This window comes from Pseudomonas sp. ASL3 (genome assembly GCF_056680425.1).
Genome location: NZ_CM155281.1, coordinates 5,146,413 through 5,166,172 on the forward strand (window position 1 = coordinate 5,146,413; position 19,760 = coordinate 5,166,172).

The 19,760-nt window shown below is 60.4% G+C and carries 16 protein-coding genes; 13 read left to right on the plus strand and 3 right to left on the minus strand.

Annotated features, from left to right (window positions below; genetic code table 11):
- Positions 1-74: 74 nt before the first annotated feature.
- The 3 genes from AC1MEE_RS23590 to rpmE all read right to left on the minus strand — a co-directional run bounded on the left by AC1MEE_RS23590 (position 75) and on the right by rpmE (position 2,582).
- Positions 75-1,343 carry a malic enzyme-like NAD(P)-binding protein gene (locus AC1MEE_RS23590; protein WP_480411928.1) on the minus strand — a complete coding sequence of 423 codons (1,269 nt, stop codon included), beginning with the start codon at positions 1,341-1,343 and terminating at the stop codon, positions 75-77.
- A 181-nt stretch (positions 1,344-1,524) separates the two neighbouring features.
- On the minus strand, positions 1,525-2,328 hold the full coding sequence (locus AC1MEE_RS23595) for a thermonuclease family protein (protein WP_480411929.1): 804 nt from the start codon (positions 2,326-2,328) through the stop codon (positions 1,525-1,527).
- Between the two features lie 23 nt (positions 2,329-2,351).
- Positions 2,352-2,582, minus strand: a complete 231-nt coding sequence (gene rpmE, locus AC1MEE_RS23600) for a 50S ribosomal protein L31 (protein WP_480411930.1) — start codon at positions 2,580-2,582, stop codon at positions 2,352-2,354.
- Positions 2,583-2,749: 167 nt separating this feature from the next.
- Between rpmE and AC1MEE_RS23605 the strand changes: the two genes are divergently transcribed.
- The 13 genes from AC1MEE_RS23605 (at position 2,750) to AC1MEE_RS23665 (ending at position 19,757) form a co-directional block, all read left to right on the plus strand.
- Complete coding sequence (locus AC1MEE_RS23605) at positions 2,750-4,969, plus strand: primosomal protein N' (RefSeq protein ID WP_480411931.1); 2,220 nt, start codon at positions 2,750-2,752, stop codon at positions 4,967-4,969.
- A gap of 242 nt (positions 4,970-5,211) precedes the next feature.
- Positions 5,212-6,948, plus strand: a complete 1,737-nt coding sequence (gene argS / locus AC1MEE_RS23610) for an arginine--tRNA ligase (RefSeq protein ID WP_480416324.1) — start codon at positions 5,212-5,214, stop codon at positions 6,946-6,948.
- 1 nt (position 6,949) lies between these two features.
- Positions 6,950-7,639 (plus strand): SPOR domain-containing protein, encoded by a 690-nt coding sequence (locus AC1MEE_RS23615; RefSeq protein WP_480411932.1) that lies wholly within the window; start codon positions 6,950-6,952, stop codon positions 7,637-7,639.
- A gap of 240 nt (positions 7,640-7,879) precedes the next feature.
- The gene (gene hslV, locus AC1MEE_RS23620) at positions 7,880-8,410 is read left to right on the plus strand and encodes an ATP-dependent protease subunit HslV (RefSeq protein ID WP_297843852.1); all 531 of its coding nucleotides are present in this window, start codon (positions 7,880-7,882) and stop codon (positions 8,408-8,410) included.
- A gap of 68 nt (positions 8,411-8,478) precedes the next feature.
- Positions 8,479-9,816, plus strand: a complete 1,338-nt coding sequence (gene hslU / locus AC1MEE_RS23625) for an ATP-dependent protease ATPase subunit HslU (RefSeq protein WP_480411933.1) — start codon at positions 8,479-8,481, stop codon at positions 9,814-9,816.
- A 76-nt stretch (positions 9,817-9,892) separates the two neighbouring features.
- Complete coding sequence (locus AC1MEE_RS23630) at positions 9,893-10,270, plus strand: gamma-butyrobetaine hydroxylase family protein (protein ID WP_480411934.1); 378 nt, start codon at positions 9,893-9,895, stop codon at positions 10,268-10,270.
- 343 nt (positions 10,271-10,613) lie between these two features.
- Positions 10,614-12,293 carry a class II poly(R)-hydroxyalkanoic acid synthase gene (gene phaC / locus AC1MEE_RS23635; protein WP_480411935.1) on the plus strand — a complete coding sequence of 560 codons (1,680 nt, stop codon included), beginning with the start codon at positions 10,614-10,616 and terminating at the stop codon, positions 12,291-12,293.
- 147 nt (positions 12,294-12,440) lie between these two features.
- Positions 12,441-13,295, plus strand: coding sequence for a poly(3-hydroxyalkanoate) depolymerase (gene phaZ, locus AC1MEE_RS23640; protein WP_480411936.1), 855 nt, complete (start codon positions 12,441-12,443; stop codon positions 13,293-13,295).
- Between the two features lie 194 nt (positions 13,296-13,489).
- A complete protein-coding gene (phaC, locus tag AC1MEE_RS23645; RefSeq protein ID WP_480411937.1) occupies positions 13,490-15,172 on the plus strand; it encodes a class II poly(R)-hydroxyalkanoic acid synthase in 1,683 nt (560 codons plus the stop codon).
- Positions 15,173-15,330: 158 nt separating this feature from the next.
- Entirely contained in the window at positions 15,331-15,945 is a 615-nt protein-coding gene (locus AC1MEE_RS23650) for a TetR/AcrR family transcriptional regulator (RefSeq protein WP_480411938.1), read from the plus strand.
- 283 nt (positions 15,946-16,228) lie between these two features.
- Entirely contained in the window at positions 16,229-16,522 is a 294-nt protein-coding gene (locus tag AC1MEE_RS23655) for a DUF3077 domain-containing protein (RefSeq protein ID WP_480411939.1), read from the plus strand.
- 215 nt (positions 16,523-16,737) lie between these two features.
- Complete coding sequence (locus AC1MEE_RS23660) at positions 16,738-18,858, plus strand: type VI secretion system Vgr family protein (protein WP_480411940.1); 2,121 nt, start codon at positions 16,738-16,740, stop codon at positions 18,856-18,858.
- Entirely contained in the window at positions 18,855-19,757 is a 903-nt protein-coding gene (locus AC1MEE_RS23665) for a DUF4123 domain-containing protein (protein ID WP_480411941.1), read from the plus strand. The genes AC1MEE_RS23660 and AC1MEE_RS23665 overlap by 4 nt, the downstream gene beginning before the upstream one ends.
- Positions 19,758-19,760 lie beyond the last annotated feature (3 nt).

Genomic DNA, 19,760 nt, shown 5'->3' on the forward strand with positions numbered 1-19,760 from the left:
TCCTACAGTTGGTTTGCCCAATCGACAAAAAGCCCGGCTCAAGAGCCGGGCTTTTTTTGTATCGCGATCAGGACTTAGCCGTTGAAAACGTCATCGACGCTTTTAAGCGGGTAGTTCTTCGGATACGGCAGGGTTGCCACACCGGTCTCGATGGCGGCTTTAGCCACGGCATCAGAGATCACACCCAGCAGGCGCGCGTCCATTGGTTTCGGGATGATGTATTCACGACCGAACTCCAGCTTGATACCGCCGTAGGCGTCGCAGACTTCCTGAGGAACCGGCAGCTTGGCCAGTTCGCGCAGGGCGTTGGCAGCGGCGATTTTCATCTCTTCGTTGATGCGCTTGGCACGAACATCCAGAGCGCCACGGAAGATGAACGGGAAGCCCAGTACGTTGTTGACCTGGTTCGGGTAATCCGAACGGCCAGTGGCCATGATCACATCGTTGCGGGTGGCGTGAGCCAGTTCTGGCGAAATTTCCGGGTCCGGGTTCGAGCAAGCGAACACGATCGGGTCCTTGGCCATCAGCTTCAGGTTATCAGCGCTCAGCAGGTTTGGACCCGACAGGCCAACGAACACGTCAGCGCCGTGCAGGGCGTCGGTCAGTGTGCGTTTTTCAGTCGCGTGGGCGAATACCGCTTTGTACTGGTTCAGATCGTCACGGCCAGAGTGAATCACGCCGGTACGGTCGACCATGAAGATGTTTTCGATCTTCGCGCCCATGCTCACCAGCAATTTCATGCAGGAGATGGCCGCAGCGCCAGCACCCAGGCAAACGATTTTGGCGCTCCCCAGGGTTTTGCCGACGATTTCCAAAGCGTTGATCATGCCGGCCGCAGTCACGATAGCCGTGCCGTGCTGGTCATCATGGAACACCGGAATGTCGCATTGTTCGATCAGCGCTTTTTCGATCTCGAAGCACTCAGGCGCCTTGATGTCTTCAAGGTTGATGCCGCCGAAGGTGATCGAGATGCGTTTAACGGTATCGATGAAGGCTTGTGGGCTTTCGGCATCGACCTCAATGTCGAAAACGTCGATCCCGGCGAAACGCTTGAACAGAACGCCTTTACCTTCCATCACTGGCTTGGAAGCCAGTGGGCCAAGATCGCCCAGACCAAGAATGGCGGTGCCGTTGGAAATGACTGCTACCAGATTTCCCTTGCCGGTGTACTTGTAAGCAAGTTCAGGATCACGGGCAATTTCGCGCACAGGCTCGGCAACGCCGGGGCTGTAAGCCAGGGCCAGATCGCGGGCGGTCGCGGTAGGTTTAGTCAGCTCGACGCTCAGTTTCCCGGGGCGAGGCTTGGCATGATACTCAAGAGCGGCAGTTTTCAAATCTGACATGTGGGCATTCCGCTTTTTTACTGTTGGACAGACGGACCGCCGAGGATACGCAAGAAGGAAAGTCCTCACAAGACTGACCAGTCACTTCTGTCAAGGCCCGGCGCCTACGACTTTACGCCAAGAGCCACGGAACACAAGGGATTGACTGTTCACAATTGAAGGTCTGAAATGTCGACAATTTCTATCGTTCGGGGAGGTTCAGCATCGCCTGATGGGTGATCGGCAGCATCCACCGCGCCTGTCCAAACTTCAACCCGCCGCGACGCGAACGGTCGATCACCCAACCGCGGGCTTCGATGGACCGGCCTTTGAGGCGCTCCAGTCGGGAGACGTCGAACTGACCCAAGAGATTGGGTGCAATACGCAACACCAGCGAGCCCTGCAACTCGATCCACAGGCCACCACCATTGCGCTGCACATCGCTAACCTGGCCGGAGATCAGGGCGAATCCGCCACTGTTGATTTGCCCGACAGGCTGCACCGGCGACGTGCGCCACAACCCGAGCCCGGCCTGACGCGCACTGCGCTCCGCCGCCTGCTGACAGTCGAGCAAAGCGACATTCGGCGCAATCGCCACTTGATAGCCCAACCCCTCGGCCAACAGCTGCGCCTCAAGATTTGCGCCCTGACGGCCATAGACGTTGGCCAGCGTACGGTCATAATGGTCTTTTGACTCTCGCCCTACCAACAGACTCACCTGGCCGGCGTTTTCGTCCACCAGACGTTGCAGACGGCGCTTGGCCGCTTCGGCAAAGGGCTCCGCTGAACGACCCTTCCTGCCCGTCTCGGGCGCATTCAAGCCAATCATGCGCACGCTGCGGCCATCACTCAGCCGCAGGGTGTCACCATCCACGACCCGCTGCACAGCGAATACGGGCAGGGAATCAGGTGCCGGGCACAGCGCCTGCGCCGCCGACAGCCAAATCGCAGACATAAAAAAGGCGCCCGCGAAGGACGCCTTTTTAAGCAGCCTGGAGTAGTCCACTGGACCGTCCAGAACCACCCATCTTACTCGGCAGCAGGAGCTTTGGTAGCGCCGAAAGCACCGAAGCGCGACTTGAACTTGTCGACACGGCCGCCAACATCAAGAGTCTTCTGCTTACCGGTGTAGAACGGGTGGCACTCGTTGCACACGTCAAGGCTCAATGGCTTGGCGAGATTGGAGCGAGTGTGAATGACGTTGCCGCAGCTGCAAGTAGCGACAATGGCTTCGTAAACTGGATGAATATCAGCTTTCATGGGTATTTCCTCGGGCTGGCGTGCCGCCACTCAACACTATTGTTGAATACCGCACGTAATTAGGCTGCGGATAGTACCAGACAACGCCAATGACGCAAGCAAACGTTTAAACCGGTCGTCTGCTAAGATCGCCGCTTCGTCACAGACCGTTACAGAGAACTCTCCGCGTGCCCGACGCCATTTTGCGCCTCGCTCTGCCCTCGCCGTTAAGACGCTTATTCGACTATCGCGCTCCCGCCGGAGTGCTGCGTAGTGCGCTGCAGCCAGGCATGCGGGTGCGGGTGCCGTTCGGCCGTCGCGAGATGATCGGCATTCTGGTGGAGATCACTGACCACAGTGAAGTCCCGGCGGAAAAGCTCAAGCCCGCCGTGGCCATTCTCGACAACCATGCGCCACTGCCACCCGCACTGTTCAAGCTGTGCCTGTGGACGGCGCAATATTATCAACACAGCCTTGGCGATACCCTGAGCTGGGCCTTGCCGGTGCTGCTGCGCCAGGGCGAACCCGCCGAAGCGCGCCAGGAACGCTTCTGGCAAGTGGCTCCCGGCGCCAAACTCGACGACCCACGCATCGCCCGCGCACCGAAGCAGCGCGAGGCCCTGACCACGCTGGCCCAGCACCCGCATGGCGTGGCGCATCAACTGCTCAGCAAACTGATGCTGAACCGGGAAAGCCTGAACCTGTTGCTGGCCAAGGACATGGTGCAGGTCGAAGTCCGTCGCCACCCGCCCAGCGAGCGCCATGAACGCTGGCTGGCGCAACCGGAGTTGCCGCTCAACCCCGAACAGCGTGCTGCGTACGAAGCCATTCGTGCCGGCTTCGACAGTTTTCATGCGTTTCTGCTGGCAGGCGTCACCGGCAGCGGCAAGACCGAAGTCTATTTACAGCTGATCCGCGAAACCCTCGAAGCCGGCAAGCAGGCGCTGGTGTTGATCCCGGAGATCAACCTCGGCCCGCAAACCCTGGCGCGTTTCGAACAGCGCTTCAACGCGCGCATCGCCCTGGTGCATTCGGCGGTCAATGACCGGGATCGCCTGGACGCCTGGCTGGCGGCGCGCGACGGCGAGGCCGACATTATTATCGGCACTCGCTCCGCGCTGTTCACGCCGATGAAAAATCCTGGCCTGATCATCATCGACGAAGAGCACGACGGCTCCTATAAGCAGCAGGAGGGCCTGCGTTATCACGCCCGTGATCTGGCCCTGGTCCGCGCGCGACAGGAAAACATTCCGATTGTGCTCGGCTCAGCCACGCCCTCGCTGGAAAGCCTGCACAACGCCTACACCGGGCGCTACGGCCTGCTACGCCTGAATCAACGGGCAGGCGGCGCACAACAACCGCGCTTCCTGCGTCTGGACGTGAAAAGCCGCCCGCTGGACAGCGGTATTTCCGGGCCGATGCAACAGGCCATCGCCCAGACCCTGGCTGCCGGCCAACAGGTGCTGGTGTTTCTCAACCGTCGAGGCTTTGCGCCGACGCTGCTCTGTCACGACTGCGGCTGGCTCTCGGAATGCCCACGCTGCGATGCGCGCATGACCGTACACCAACGCTCCGGCGAGTTGCGCTGCCACCACTGCGGGCATGTCGAGCGCGTCCCACGGCACTGTCCGTCGTGCGGCAAGGTCGATCTGCGCCCTGTGGGTGCAGGCACCGAGCGCGCCGAAGAGCGGCTGGGAATTTTGTTTCCGGACTATCCCGTGCTGCGGGTCGACCGCGACAGCACCTCGCGCAAAGATGCGATGAACCAACTGTTCGCCACCATTCAACGCGGCCAGCCGTGCATTCTGGTCGGCACGCAAATGCTCGCCAAAGGGCATCACTTTCCACGGGTGACCCTGGTCTCGATTCTGGATGCCGATGGCGGGCTGTTTTCCGGCGACTTCCGCGCCAGCGAACGCATGGCGCAGTTGATTGTTCAGGTCGCAGGCCGTGCCGGGCGCGCCGAAGAGCCGGGCAAAGTGATCATCCAGACCCACCTCGCCGATCATCCGCTGCTGATCCAACTGACCGAGCAAGGCTACTTCGCCTTCGCCGAACAGGCGTTGAGCGAACGCCGCGCCGCCGGCCTGCCACCGTTCTCCCATCTGGCGCTGTTACGTGCCGAAGCGCATAAGCCGGGGCAAGCCGAAAGTTTTCTCGACAACGCCTGCGCCGAAGCCGAACACTTGCTGGCGGAAATGAATCTGGGCGCCATTGAACTACTGGGCCCGGTTCCGGCTCCCATGGAACGACGCGCCGGTCGCTATCGCGCGCAGTTGCTGCTGCAAGCCAGCGCCCGTGCGCCACTGCATCGATTGCTCAGCGCCTGGTTGCAGGTGCTCGAACAAATGCCCAGCGGGCGGCAGGTGCGTTGGTCGCTGGATGTGGATCCGGTAGATTTGTATTGAACACCAAAGCCCTCTGTAGGAGCTGCCGAAGGCTGCGATAAGGGCCGAAGGACCTTCAACAATCCAGAACTTTACGACTGCTGCGCAGCCTATCGCAGCCTTCGGCAGCTCCTACAGGAATTCGGCGACAACAAGACCGCATGTCCATCACGGTTGGCAAGCCCGCCATCGCAACGGATAATGCCCAGTTTTTCCACCAGCGCATCCAGGCGCCGCCGCGCTTGCGGTCGAAAGAGCAGACCATGAAAGACACCATTCGCCAGCTGATCCAACAAGCCCTGACCCAACTCGTCAACGAAGGCGTCTTGCCTGAAGGGCTGACGCCGGCGATCCAGGTGGAAAACGTGCGGGACAAGACCCACGGCGACTTCGCCAGCAATATCGCGATGATGCTGGCCAAGCCTGCCGGCATGAAACCTCGTGATCTGGCGGAAAAACTGGTCGCTGCGATGCCTGCCGATGCGCAGGTCAGCAAGGTTGAAATCGCTGGCCCCGGCTTCCTCAACTTCTTCCAGAACACTCAGGCCCTGGCATCGCGCCTTGATGCCGCGCTGGCCGATCCGCACCTGTCGGTACGCAAGGTCGGCCCCGCTCAACGCGTGGTGGTCGATTTGTCCGCGCCGAACCTGGCCAAAGAGATGCACGTCGGCCACTTGCGCTCGACCATCATCGGTGACGGCGTCGCCAATGTGCTGGAGTTTCTCGGCGACACCGTGATCCGGCAGAACCACGTCGGCGACTGGGGCACGCAGTTCGGTATGTTGCTGGCGTACCTGCAGGAAAAACCTGCGGCCAGCGATGAACTGTCCGACCTGGAAAACTTCTACCGCGCCGCCAAGCATCGCTTCGACGAATCCGAAGAGTTTGCCGAGCGCGCCCGCGGCCTGGTGGTCAAGCTGCAAGCCGGCGACCCGGAGTGCCTGACCCTGTGGAAGCACTTCAACGTGATTTCCCTGTCGCACTGCCAGAACACCTACGAGCGCCTCAACGTCAAGCTGACCCCCGCCGATGTCATGGGCGAAAGCGCCTACAACGATGACCTGGCCAACGTGGTCAGCGACCTCAAGGCCGCAGGCTTGCTGGTCGAAAGCAACGGCGCACAGTGCGTGTTCCTCGAAGAATTCAAGACCGCTGAAGGCACGCCACTACCCGTGATCGTGCAAAAGGCCGGTGGCGGTTATCTGTACGCCACCACCGACCTGGCGGCCATCCGTTATCGCAGCAACACGTTGAAAGCCGACCGTGCGCTGTACTTCGTCGATCAACGTCAGGCCCTGCACTTTCAGCAAGTGTTCGAGGTCGCACGCCGTGCCGGTTTCGTGACCAATGGCATGCAGATGGAACACATGGGCTTTGGCACCATGAACGGCGCCGATGGCCGCCCGTTCAAGACCCGCGATGGTGGCACCGTCAAGCTGGTCGACCTGCTCGATGAAGCCGAAGAACGCGCCTACACCCTGGTGAAAGAAAAGAACCCGGAAGTCGCCGAAGCCGAACTGCGCAGCATCGCCAAGGCGGTGGGTATCAGCGCGGTTAAATACGCCGACTTGTCCAAGCACCGCACCAGCGACTACAGCTTCAACTTCGATCAAATGCTCAGCTTCGAAGGCAACACCGCGCCGTATCTGCTTTACGCCTACACCCGCGTGGCCGGTGTGTTCCGTAAGCTGGGCAAGCCGTTCGACGAAACCCTGGGGCAGATCGTGCTCGAGGCGCCACAGGAGCAGGAACTGGCGGCACGGCTGGCGCAGTTTGGCGAAACCCTGAACAACGTCGCAGAAAAAGGTACACCGCACGTACTGTGCGCTTACGTCTATGATCTGGCGGGGCTGTTCTCCAGTTTCTACGAGAACTGCCCGATCCTCGGTGCCGAGAGCCCGGAGCAACAGCAAAGCCGTCTGCGCCTCGCCGCGCTGACCGGCCGCACCCTCAAGCAAGGCCTGGAACTCTTGGGTCTGGAAACTCTGGAGCGTATGTAAGTTGGCTGTGAAGAAAAAACCTGCTCCCAAGCGCGGTGCCAGTCGTTATCAGGCCCCCGCAAAGAAGCCGATTCCAGGATGGTTGTGGTTGGCAATTGGCCTCTCGGTCGGTGCCTTTATCGTATTCCTGATGAAGCTCGAACCCGGCGGCGCTGACGTCAAGCGGGTCAAGGAGGACGCCAAGGCGGCGAAAATCGCCGAAGCGAACAAGACGCCGCCAAGCCCTCAGGCACCGGTGAAGCCGAAGTACGACTTCTATACCTTGCTGCCGGAATCCGAAGTCATCGTGCCGAACGAAGCGGTGCCCGAGAAAACTCCGCCACCCGTTGTAGCGCCGGTTGCACCGGTCACGCCTGAGCAAGCGGCGAAGATTGATACCGCCCGCGCTCAAGCGGCACTCAGCGGCCTGACGCCTCCGCCCGCGCCACCAGTGGCCAAACCGGCTGCGGTGACGAAGTTCTTCTTGCAGGCCGGGTCGTTCCGCAAGCAGACCGACGCTGACAAGGTTCGTGCGCAGATCATTTTGCTGGGGCAAGCCGTGCAGGTTGAGTCCGGAACCGTGAAGGATGAAACCTGGTACCGGGTTCTGGTCGGTCCGTTCAGCAATCGTGAGCAACTGACCACAGCGCAGAAACAACTGGCCGGCAGCGGCTTCAGCAACTTGCTGTTACAACAACGTCAGGGTAAGTGACACATTTATGGCCAGGCAACCGGCCATGTAGGAGCTGCCGAAGGCTGCGATAAGGTCGAAACGACCTTCAGCAATTGAAAGGCTACGACCGCTTCGCAGTCGATCGCAGCCTTCGGCAGCTCCTACAAGTTCATCACTCGCTCCAGATCACCATTCATCCCTCGCAGTTGAAATGCCAATCACCACCCCCATATGAGTTTCCACTAGGGCATTTTCGCCCCACTGCGTGGAGACTCTCCCTTGACCACCATCGTTTCAGTGCGCCGCAATGGCAAAGTCGTCATGGCCGGCGACGGCCAGGTTTCGCTCGGCAATACCGTCATGAAAGGCAATGCGAAAAAAGTGCGGCGCCTGTATCACGGCGAAGTGATCGCCGGTTTCGCCGGGGCCACCGCCGATGCTTTCACCCTCTTCGAGCGTTTCGAAGGCCAGCTTGAGAAACATCAGGGCCATCTGGTTCGCGCGGCCGTTGAACTGGCTAAAGAATGGCGCACCGATCGCTCCCTCAGCCGCCTCGAAGCCATGCTCGCGGTCGCCAACAAGGACGCATCGCTGATCATTACCGGTAACGGCGATGTCGTTGAGCCTGAAGATGGTCTGATTGCCATGGGCTCCGGTGGCGCCTACGCTCAAGCCGCTGCCCGCGCGTTGCTGATGAAAACCGAACTCTCGGCCCGCGAAATCGCCGAAACCGCATTGGGCATCGCCGCCGACATCTGCGTATTCACCAACCACAACATCACCATTGAGGAGCAGGACCTCGCCGAATAAGCCGTTTTCCAGGCCGCTCGTATAGGCGGCCATGAGCGCTTTTTTTCAGCTAGAGGACCGCCACTATCATGTCTATGACTCCCCGCGAAATCGTCCACGAACTCAATCGCCACATCATTGGCCAGGACGATGCCAAACGCGCCGTCGCCATCGCGCTGCGTAATCGCTGGCGCCGGATGCAGCTGCCTGAAGAGCTGCGCGTCGAAGTCACGCCGAAGAATATTCTGATGATCGGCCCGACCGGTGTCGGCAAAACCGAAATCGCTCGTCGCCTGGCCAAACTGGCCAACGCGCCGTTCATCAAGGTCGAAGCGACCAAGTTCACCGAAGTCGGTTATGTCGGCCGCGACGTCGAGTCGATCATTCGTGATCTGGCCGACGCGGCGATCAAGCTACTGCGCGAACAGGAAATGACCAAGGTCCGTCATCGCGCCGAAGACGCCGCCGAAGATCGCATTCTCGACGCCCTGCTGCCGCCCGCTCGAGTTGGCTTCAACGAAGACGCCGCGCCGAGCACCGACTCCAACACCCGTCAGCTGTTCCGCAAACGCCTGCGTGAAGGCCAGCTGGACGATAAGGAAATCGAGATCGAAGTCTCTGAGTCGGTCGGTGTCGATATCTCCGCGCCTCCGGGCATGGAAGAGATGACCAACCAACTGCAAAACTTGTTCGCCAACATGGGTAAGGGAAAAAAGAAAAACCGCAAGCTCAAGGTCAAGGACGCGCTGAAACTGGTGCGTGACGAAGAAGCCGGACGCCTGGTCAATGAAGAAGAGCTCAAGGCCAAGGCGCTGGAAGCGGTTGAACAGCACGGCATCGTGTTCATCGATGAGATCGACAAGGTCGCCAGACGCGGCAACTCCGGTGGCGTCGATGTGTCCCGCGAAGGCGTGCAACGTGACCTGCTGCCGCTGATCGAAGGCTGCACCGTGAACACCAAACTGGGCATGGTCAAGACCGACCACATCCTGTTCATTGCCTCTGGCGCATTCCACCTGAGCAAGCCGAGCGATCTGGTGCCCGAGCTGCAAGGTCGTCTGCCGATTCGTGTCGAACTCAAGGCGCTGACGCCGCAGGATTTCGAACGCATTCTCAGCGAGCCTCACGCCTCGCTGACCGAGCAATACTGCGAACTGCTCAAGACCGAAGGCCTGCACATCGAGTTCTTGCCCGACGGCATCAAGCGCATTGCCGAGATCGCCTGGCAGGTCAACGAGAAGACCGAGAACATCGGTGCGCGTCGTTTGCACACTCTGCTCGAACGCCTGCTCGAAGAGGTATCTTTCAGTGCCGCTGACCTGGCCAGCGCGCACGATGCAGAGACCATCCGCATCGATGCCGAGTACGTCAACAACCACTTGGGCGAACTGGCCAAGGACGAAGACCTTTCGCGTTACATTCTTTAAGCGGCAAGCCTCAAGCTGCAAGCGGGTGGACGACCTTCCTCTTGCAGCTTGCAGCGTGCAGCTTTACGCTCCCCCTATGACCACACTCCCCAGCGCTATCAACCTGCACAAAGCCTCGAAAACCCTGACGCTGAAATACGCGTCTGGCGAGGAATACCATCTACCCGCCGAGTTTCTGCGGGTGCATTCGCCATCGGCCGAAGTTCAGGGTCATGGCAAACCGATCCTGCAATTCGGCAAGCTTGGCGTCGGCTTGAGCAAAATCGAACCGGCCGGGCAATACGCACTAAAACTGACCTTCGACGACGGTCATGACAGCGGATTGTTCACGTGGGACTACCTGTACCAATTGGCGCAACGCCAGGAACAGCTGTGGACCGATTATCTTGCCGAGCTGAAAGCCGCCGGAAAATCACGCGACCCCTCCGTGCAAATCATCAAGCTGATGCTCTAGCGCAACCGTCTGGCCTTTTAGGGCGACCATTCTAATTCCGTTTGTTTCAATATCCCTCGCAGAGGCCAACGACTGGCCCTGCTTGCGATTTTTTGAAATCTCGGGTAACCAATAGATCTGGCAAGTTCCCTGCATTTAATTCGTGCAGAGCCAGCGCGTGCGATTACGTGACAGATGAGATCCCGCTAACAGAAAAGGCAGGACTCCTCTTTTACGCAAACGCCGACTGGGGAACATCTGGTTTAGCCATCATCGGTCACCCGAGCAGTAGTGCTGGCAGTCGCCTGTGTCACTTGTTCACAGGGATGTCCAGTGCTCGCCTCAGGACAATGGAGCGTCGTAGATGAGTAACAAGAGTAACGATGACCTGCAGCGCCAAGCTTCTGAAAACACGCTGGGGCTGAACCCGGTAGTAGGCTTGCGGCGGAAAGATTTACTGACCACTGCCCGTATGGTTCTAAGCCAAGCTCTCAGGCAACCCTTCCACAGCGTCAAGCATGTCGCTCATTTCGGTCTCGAGTTGAAGAACGTTTTACTGGGCAAATCCAGCCTGCTGCCTGAAAGCGATGACCGCCGCTTCGCTGACCCTGCGTGGAGTCAGAACCCGCTGTATCGTCGTTATTTGCAAACCTACCTGGCCTGGCGCAAAGAGCTGCATGACTGGATCGGCGAGAGCAATCTGTCCGAACAGAACATCAGCCGCGCCCACTTCGTGATCACCCTGATGACCGAGGCCATGGCGCCGACCAACAGCGCCGTCAACCCCGCCGCTGTCAAACGCTTCTTCGAGACCGGCGGCAAAAGCATTCTCGATGGCCTGTCGCACATGGCCAAGGATCTGGTGCATAACGGCGGCATGCCGAGCCAGGTCAATATGGATGCCTTCGAAGTCGGCAAGAGCCTGGGCACCACCGAGGGCTCGGTGATCTTTCGCAACGACGTACTGGAGCTGATCCAGTACAAGCCGACCACCGAACAGGTGCTCGAGCGCCCCTTGATGGTGGTCCCGCCGCAAATCAACAAGTTCTACATTTTCGACCTGAGCCCGGAAAAGAGCCTGGCGCGTTTCTGCCTGCGCGGCGGCGTGCAGACGTTTATCGTCAGTTGGCGCAACCCGACCAAGGCTCAGCGCGAGTGGGGCCTGTCGACCTATATCGACGCGCTCAAGGAAGCCGTAGACGTGGTCTCTGCCGTCACTGGCAGCAAGGACATCAACATGCTGGGCGCCTGCTCCGGCGGCATAACCTGCACCGCGCTGCTGGGCCACTACGCCGCGCTGGGCGAGCAGAAAGTCCATGCGCTGACCTTGCTGGTCAGCGTGCTGGACACCACGCTCGATAATGAGGTGGCGCTGTTCATCGACGAAAAGACCCTGGAATCGGCCAAGCGCCACTCCTATCAGGCCGGCGTACTGGAAGGCCGCGACATGGCGAAGATTTTCGCCTGGATGCGCCCCAACGATTTGATCTGGAACTACTGGGTCAACAATTACCTGTTGGGCAACGAACCACCGGTGTTCGACATCTTGTTCTGGAACAACGACACCACCCGTCTGCCCGCCGCTTTCCATGGCGACCTGATCGAGCTGTTCAAGACCAACCCGATGACCCGCGCCAATGCCCTGGAAGTGAGCGGCACGCCGATCGATCTGAAGCAGATCACCAGCGATGTATTTTGCCTGGCCGGCACCAACGACCACATCACGCCCTGGGGCTCGTGCTACAAATCGGCGCACCTGTTCGGCGGCAAGACTGAATTCGTGCTCTCCAGCAGCGGCCATATCCAAAGCATTCTCAACCCACCGGGCAACCCCAAGTCACGCTACATGACCAACTCCGAGCTGCCGGTCGACGCCAAAGAATGGCAAGAGAACTCGACCAAACACACCGACTCCTGGTGGCTGCACTGGCAAACCTGGCAGGCCGAACGCTCGGGCAAATTGAAAAAGGCGCCGAGCAGTCTCGGCAACAAAACTTATCCAGCCGGCGAAGCATCGCCGGGCACTTACGTACACGAACGCTAGACAATAAAACAGGGGGCTGATGGATCTCTGGAAGAGCCATCAGCCTCCGAAGCGCGATCATGTGACGAGCAATACGAGGATCTCCTCGACCTATCTGGAAGAGCTCAGGACGGCTTTGCCAGCGGCTTAACCCACAGGGCTTCGCGCATGCCGCAACCGTTTGTTTTCCGTACCGTCGATCTGGATGGCCACACCATCCGAACGGCCGTCCGCCCAGGCAAGAGTCACCTGACGCCGCTGCTGATTTTCAACGGCATCGGCGCCAACCTGGAACTGGTCTTTCCGTTCGTCGACGCACTTGACCCAGACCTGGAAGTGATCGCTTTCGATGTGCCGGGCGTCGGTGGTTCTTCCACGCCGAGCCGGCCATTTCGCTTTCCCGGGCTGGCCAGGCTGACGGCACGCATGCTCGACTACCTGGATTACGGCCAGGTCAACGTGATCGGCGTCTCGTGGGGCGGCGCGCTGGCGCAGCAATTTGCCTACGACTACCCCGAGCGCTGCAAAAAACTGGTTCTGGCCGCCACCGCAGCCGGTATGGTGATGGTGCCGGGCAAACCGAGAGTGCTGTGGCTGATGGCCAGTCCGCGGCGTTATATCCAGCCGTCGCATGTCATTCGCATCGCACCGGAAATCTACGGCGGTGCCTTTCGTCGGGACCCTAATCTGGCCGCCAATCACGCCGCCAAGGTCCGCTCGACCAGCAAGCTGGGCTACTACTGGCAACTGTTCGCCGGGATGGGCTGGACCAGCATTCATTGGTTGCACAGGATTCTTCAGCCGACATTGGTCCTGGCGGGCGACGATGACCCGCTCATTCCTTTGGTAAATATGCGCCTGCTGGCTTGGCGGATACCCAATGCCCAGCTACACATAATCGACGATGGTCATTTGTTCTTGATCACCCGCGCCGAAGCCGTGGCGCCCATCATCATGAAGTTTCTACAGGAGGAACGGCAGCGCGCGGTCATGCATCCGCACCCCGCTCCGATTCACCGATAAAGGATTTTAGTCATTCAGCTCAAATGCAATTGAAGTGCTCAGAATTGAAGTACTAGGGAAGAAGAGATCGCTCCACTGACTGCGCCCAGGCCGGAGGCCCCGCGGCGCAGAATGTCGCAAGCCAGCCCGCGCTCGCGCGGTGATTGTCTTGCGTCGTGAATGTGTTTTGGCCTGACGAAGGAGTGTTGCCCCCCATGCGAGACAAATCAGTGACGAGCCCGGTGCCGACCCCGGCCACATTCATCAATGCGCAAAGCGCCATAACCGGTTTGCGCGGGCGAGACCTGTTCGCCACCCTGCGCAGCGTGGCCGCCCAGAGCCTGCGCCACCCGGTGCACAGCGCCCGGCATGCACTGGCGCTGGGCGGGCAATTGGGTCGCGTCTTGCTGGGCGACAGCCCTCACACTCCCAACCCGCATGACCATCGCTTCGCCGATCCGACGTGGCGTCAGAACCCCCTTTATCGACGCGGATTGCAGGCTTATCTGAGCTGGCAGCATGAGATCAAGAGCTGGATCGATGACAGCAATATGTCCAAGGACGATCGCATCCGCGCGCACTTTATTTTCTCCCTGCTCAACGATGCGCTGTCGCCCTCCAACACCCTGCTCAATCCGCTGGCGATCAAGGAGCTGTTCAACTCCGGCGGCAGCAGCGTGCTCAAGGGCGTCAGCCACATGATCGATGACCTGATGCACAACAACGGCCTGCCCAGCCAGATCACCAAAGATGCGTTCGAAATCGGCAAGACCGTCGCCACCACCCCCGGCGCGGTAATATTTCGCAACGAGCTGCTGGAGCTGATGCAGTACAAGCCGATGAGCGAAAAGCAGTACGCCAAACCGCTGCTGATCGTCCCGCCGCAAATCAACAAGTACTACATTTTCGACCTCAGCCCGGCGAACAGCTTCGTCCAGTTCGCGCTGAAAAATGGCCTGCAAGTGTTCATGATCAGTTGGCGCAACCCGGATGTGCGTCATCGCGAGTGGGGTTTGTCCAGCTACGTCGAAGCCCTCGAAGAAGCGATGAACGTGTGCCGCGCCATCACCGGCAGTCGCGACGTCAGCCTGATGGGCGCCTGTGCGGGCGGCCTGACCATGGCCGCGCTGCAAGGTCATCTACAAGCCAAGCGGCAACTGCGCCGGATCTCCAGCGCGACCTATCTGGTCAGCCTGCTGGACAGCCAGATCGAAAGCCCGGCGACCTTGTTCATCGATGAACAGGCCCTGGAAGCCGCCAAGCGCCGCTCCTACCAAAAAGGCGTGCTCGACGGGCATGACATGGCGAAAATCTTCGCCTGGATGCGCCCCAACGACCTGATCTGGAATTACTGGGTCAACAACTACCTGCTGGGCAAGTCGCCACCGCCCTTCGACATCCTCTACTGGAACAACGACAGCACACGCCTGCCCGCAGCCTTGCATGGCGACCTGCTGGACTTCTTCAAACACAACCCGCTCAGCCACGCCGGCGGCCTGGAAGTGTGCGGCACGCCCATCGACCTGCAAAAAGTCACGGTGGACAGCTTCAACGTGGCCGGGATCAACGACCACATCACGCCATGGGACACGGTGTATCGCTCAACCTTGCTGCTCGGCGGCGAACGACGCTTCGTGCTGTCCAACAGCGGCCACGTGCAAAGCATCCTCAACCCGCCCGGCAACCCCAAATCGAACTACATCGAAAACAGCAAACTCAGCAGCGACCCACGCGCCTGGTACTACGACGGAAAAAAAGTCGAAGGCAGTTGGTGGCCGAATTGGCTGAGCTGGATTCAACAACGCTCCGGCGAGCAACGGGAAACCCTGATGGCCCTCGGCAACCAGAACTACCCACCCATGGAACCCGCGCCGGGGACTTATGTGCGGGTGCGTTGAAGTCTTGTCTTCACCCGAACCTGTGGGAGCAGGCTTGCCTGCGAATACGGCTGATCTGACACACCGCGTCAGACTCTTCGCAGGCAAGCCTGCTCCCACAGAGTCCGTTCCGATCACAGCATCTGTGCATTCCTGATTAACCCATACAAGAAGACTGGATGAAAACCCGCGACCGCATCCTTGAATGTGCCCTGCACTTGTTCAATCAACAGGGCGAACCCAACGTCTCGACCCTGGAAATCGCCAACGAACTGGGGATCAGCCCCGGCAACCTCTACTACCACTTCCACGGCAAGGAGCCGCTGGTGCTGGAGCTGTTCGAACGCTTTCAAACAGAGCTGTCGCCGCTGCTCGACCCACCCGCCGACGCCCGGCTGGCGGCCGAGGATTACTGGATGTTCCTGCACCTGATTGTCGAGCGCCTGGCGCATTACCGCTTTCTGTTTCAGGACCTGTCCAACCTCGCCGGACGCCTGCCGAAACTCGCGCGCGGCATCCGCAACCTGCTCAACGCGCTCAAACGCACACTGGCCTCGTTGCTCGCGCACTTGAAAGCCCAAGGGCAGATCATCAGCGACATGCAAGCCCTGGGGCAGTTGCTCGAACAGATCAGCATGACCCTGCTGTTCTCCCTGGACTACCAACGCATCCTCGGCAAAGAAGGCCAGGTCCGCATCGTCGTCTACCAAATCATGATGCTCGTCGCGCCCCACCTGATCCCGGAATCGCGCCACGCGGCAGAACGGCTGGCACTGCATTACCTGGAACAGTAGCCAGCTTGACCCTCCGCCCCACACTGCCTATCCTCGCCCTCGTCACGGCTCATCCGTGATCAGGTTTGACGGCCTGGAAGCACCACAAGCACCGATGCACGGTCCACCGCTATGCAACGCACCTTCGTGTGCCCGTTGCGCAGCGTTATGGCAACTGTGCGTGGGGCACTTTCGAGTGCGCCGGGTGCTTGTGACCGGTCCGTCAACCTGCGTACAGCTGCCACCCAAAATCGTTTGACGGCGACTCAGTGGCAGCCTCGACTGACCACAAGAGATCTCGCTAATGCTCCAAAAAACCAAAACCCCCACCACCGAAACCCTGCCCTTCGGCCACATGTCCGCCGGTGAAAACCTGTTCACCGTCCAGGCCGGCATCCCCCTCCAGATCGCCCTCGAACACGCCACCGTGATGATGGGCTGCGCCAGCTCACTCATCGCCGAAACCGATCATGCCGATCCACAACGACTTCGCTCGCTGCACTGGGCGAGTTTGCATTTTGTCGAGATCAGCAAGGCGCTGATCGAGGCGTCAGTGGATGGGTTGATTGGGCATGATCAGGTGACGAACCAGGGATGATCGGCAGATAACTCAGCCCCGCACGGCCCACCGTGCGCGGCTGGTCGTCGCGCGCAAGCACAACCGGCGGGGCTGACGGAAAGCCAATAAGGCGGCGTTCACTATCGGCCAGAAAGGACGTCGAGAATAAGCCTACATAACTCACAGACTCATCTGATATCTAGATAGTTTGAATCTTTAATACGCTGGGGTTCCCTTTCGGACAGGCCCTCCCTATGCCCCGTCACAGCGACCTGCGTTACACCTTTGAACCCGCCTCGGGCGCAACTTTCGAGGTGGTTGCCTTCACCTTGAAGGAAGGCCTGTCCCGGCCGTTTCATCTGGACATCCAGCTCTCCAGCGACAACCCCAAGGTGGATTTTGGCGCGGTGCTCGACCGGCCTGCGTTGTTCACCCTCTGGCGTGGCGAGCACGCCGTACGGCGGGTGCATGGGCTGATCAGCCTGTTCAATCAGGGCGACACCGGCTTTCGCCGTACCCGTTACCGGGCGGTGGTTGAACCGACCCTGGCCCGTGCCGACTTGCGCTCGAACTGGCGGATTTTCCAGCAGCAAAGCGTGCCGCAGATCATCGATGCGGTGCTCAAGGCTCAGCCCCTGACCGACCGTGAGCAATTCGTTGGCGCCGCGCACGAGCCTCGCGAGTATTGTGTGCAGGTCGGCGAAACCGACCTGGCGTTTCTCGCCCGTCTGGCCGCCGAAGAAGGCCTGCTGTACAACTTCGTCCATCGCGCCGATGGCCATCGCCTGATCTACACCGATAAGGTGCAAAACCTCGGCGCCATCGGCCGCAAGGAACAGTGCCAGGTGCTGTACCAACCCACCCCCGGCGGCGATCAGCCGGAACCGGCGCTGTGGCGTTTCGACTACACCGAACAGGTACGCACCGCGCGCCAGGTGCAGCGCGACTACACCTTCAAGCACTCGAGCTACGCCCAAGAGCACGTCGCCGAAGGCCGTGACCACGAGCACCAGCAACGCGACTACGAGCGCTTCGATTACCCCGGCCGCTACAAGCGCGATGAGGCCGGTAAACCCTTCACCAAAACCCGCCTGGCCGCCTTGCGCCGCGATGCGCGCATCGCCACGGTCGAGGGCGACGATGCCCGGCTGCAACCCGGTCTGGCGTTCGACCTGATCGGCCATCCGCGGGAAGAGCTGAATATCCGCTGGCGCCCGGTGTTCATCGAACACCACGGCACCCAGCTCACCAGCCTGGAAGAGGAAGCGGCGGGCAGCGAGCAGAGCACCACCTACCAGCAGACCGCCAAACTGGTCACCGGCCTGACCGACTGGAAAGCCGAACTGCACGACAAACCACGTATCGACGGCCCGCACATGGCCACCGTGGTCGGCCCACCGGGAGAGGAGATTTACTGCGACGAATGGGGCCGGATCAAGATCAGTTTCCCGTGGGATCGCGCCAGCCAAAACAACGAACACAGCTCCTGCTGGATCCGCGTATCCCAAGGCTGGGCCGGGACCACTTGGGGCGCGATGGCCATTCCGCGCATCGGCCAGGAAGTACTTGTCGAATACCTGGACGGCGACGGCGACCAACCGATTGTCACCGGCCGCACCTACCGCGCCGACAACCTGCCGCCGTACCCGCTGCCGCAACACAAAACCCGCATGACGATCAAAAGCCAGACCCACAAGGGCGAGGGCTTCAACGAACTGCGCTTCGAGGACGAAAAGGACCAGGAAGAAATCTACCTCCATGCGCAGAAGGACCAGAACAGCCAAATCAACAACAACCAGACCACCTTCGTCGGCAACGACCGCAGCGAAAAGGTCGAGCACGACGAACGCATCGAGATTGGCAACGACCGCAGCGAACAGGTCGGTCATGACGAGCAGGTCACCATCGGCCACGACCGTCGCCATGAGGTTGGCCAGGATGAGTTTCTTGCCATCGGCCGCAGCCAGACGATCCAGATCGACCAGGACCGCATCGAAAACGTGGGCAACAACCGCCAGGACAAGACGGCCGCCAATCATGTGATCGAGACCGGGGGGAGTGTAGAGCACAGCGTACAAGGGCACTTCCAGATCACGACCGGTCAAGGCATCGAGCAAAAGACCAGCACCCATCAGGTGCAAGCCGGACAACGCATCGTGCTGCAGGGCCCTGGGGGCACCATCACGATCGACAACCGTGGCGTCACCCTTGACGCCATCGCCGTCCATATCAAAGGGCCGGTCAGCACAACCCCCCAAGGCGTGGGAAATACCTTGGCCATCAGTGGTTCTCCAGCCACTGGCGAACCGATTTGCGTGAGCTGCTGGTTGAAAGCCGCACAGGAACGCAAAGCCATTACTCAGGTGAACCCATGATCTCCAGCTCAATGGTCCAGACCGTCTCCGAAGACCTGCACCCACCCCGTGGCCACGCGCCACGCCACTTGATGGCCCTGATCGACATGGCCGCCTTGCCTGCGCAGACCCGCACCGAGCTGACCAGCCAATTCAGTGACCGGTTGCATCCGCTGTTGCAAGACCCGGCCTTTGCCGTCCTGCAACCCCTGGGGGCCATGCTGCTGGCGCCCCTCACGGCAGATTTCAGGGGGCATGACTCGCTGCTCAACCGCCTCCACTCTTACGACAGCTCGATCATCAGCGCCTGGATCACCAGTACCTTGCCCCCCGCCGCTTTGGCACAGCATTTCGCCCAGGCCACTTTTGCCACCGGCCTCGCGGGTGAGCGCTACCTGTTGCGTTACTACGACCCTCGGGTGATGCCGATCCTCCATCGTCAGGCCGCAGAGGCATGGCGTCAGTGGTTCTTCGCGCCGGTGGTTTCCTGGTGGTGCCCCAGGGCCACGACCGCGCAGGAACAATGGCACCGTCTGCCCGGCCTTGCGCTTGACCGCCCGCCCCGTACGGCCCCGCCGCTGATCCTGCACGAACCCCTTGAGCGAGCGCTGGGCAATGATCCCTTGCCCCAGCAACTGGTGCAGAGCCTGAGCCAGCAAACCCCCTCGCTGTTCAACAGCGACTGCCATGGCGTACGCGTGGCTCAGGTCGAGGCGCTGCTCAAGACGGCGCGCGCGAACGGTCTGACCGATCACCACGACCTGTCCGGCCACGTGTTGCTGGGCCTGCAGCACTCGCTAGCGCGCCTGGCCAATGACCGGCAATGGCAGGTCGCCGTGCAACAGGCCGCCGCCGGCAGAGGACGGCTGGCCCAGCTCTATCGCGCCCCCCAGCAGCCCCACACGCCCACCCGGAGTTGATCA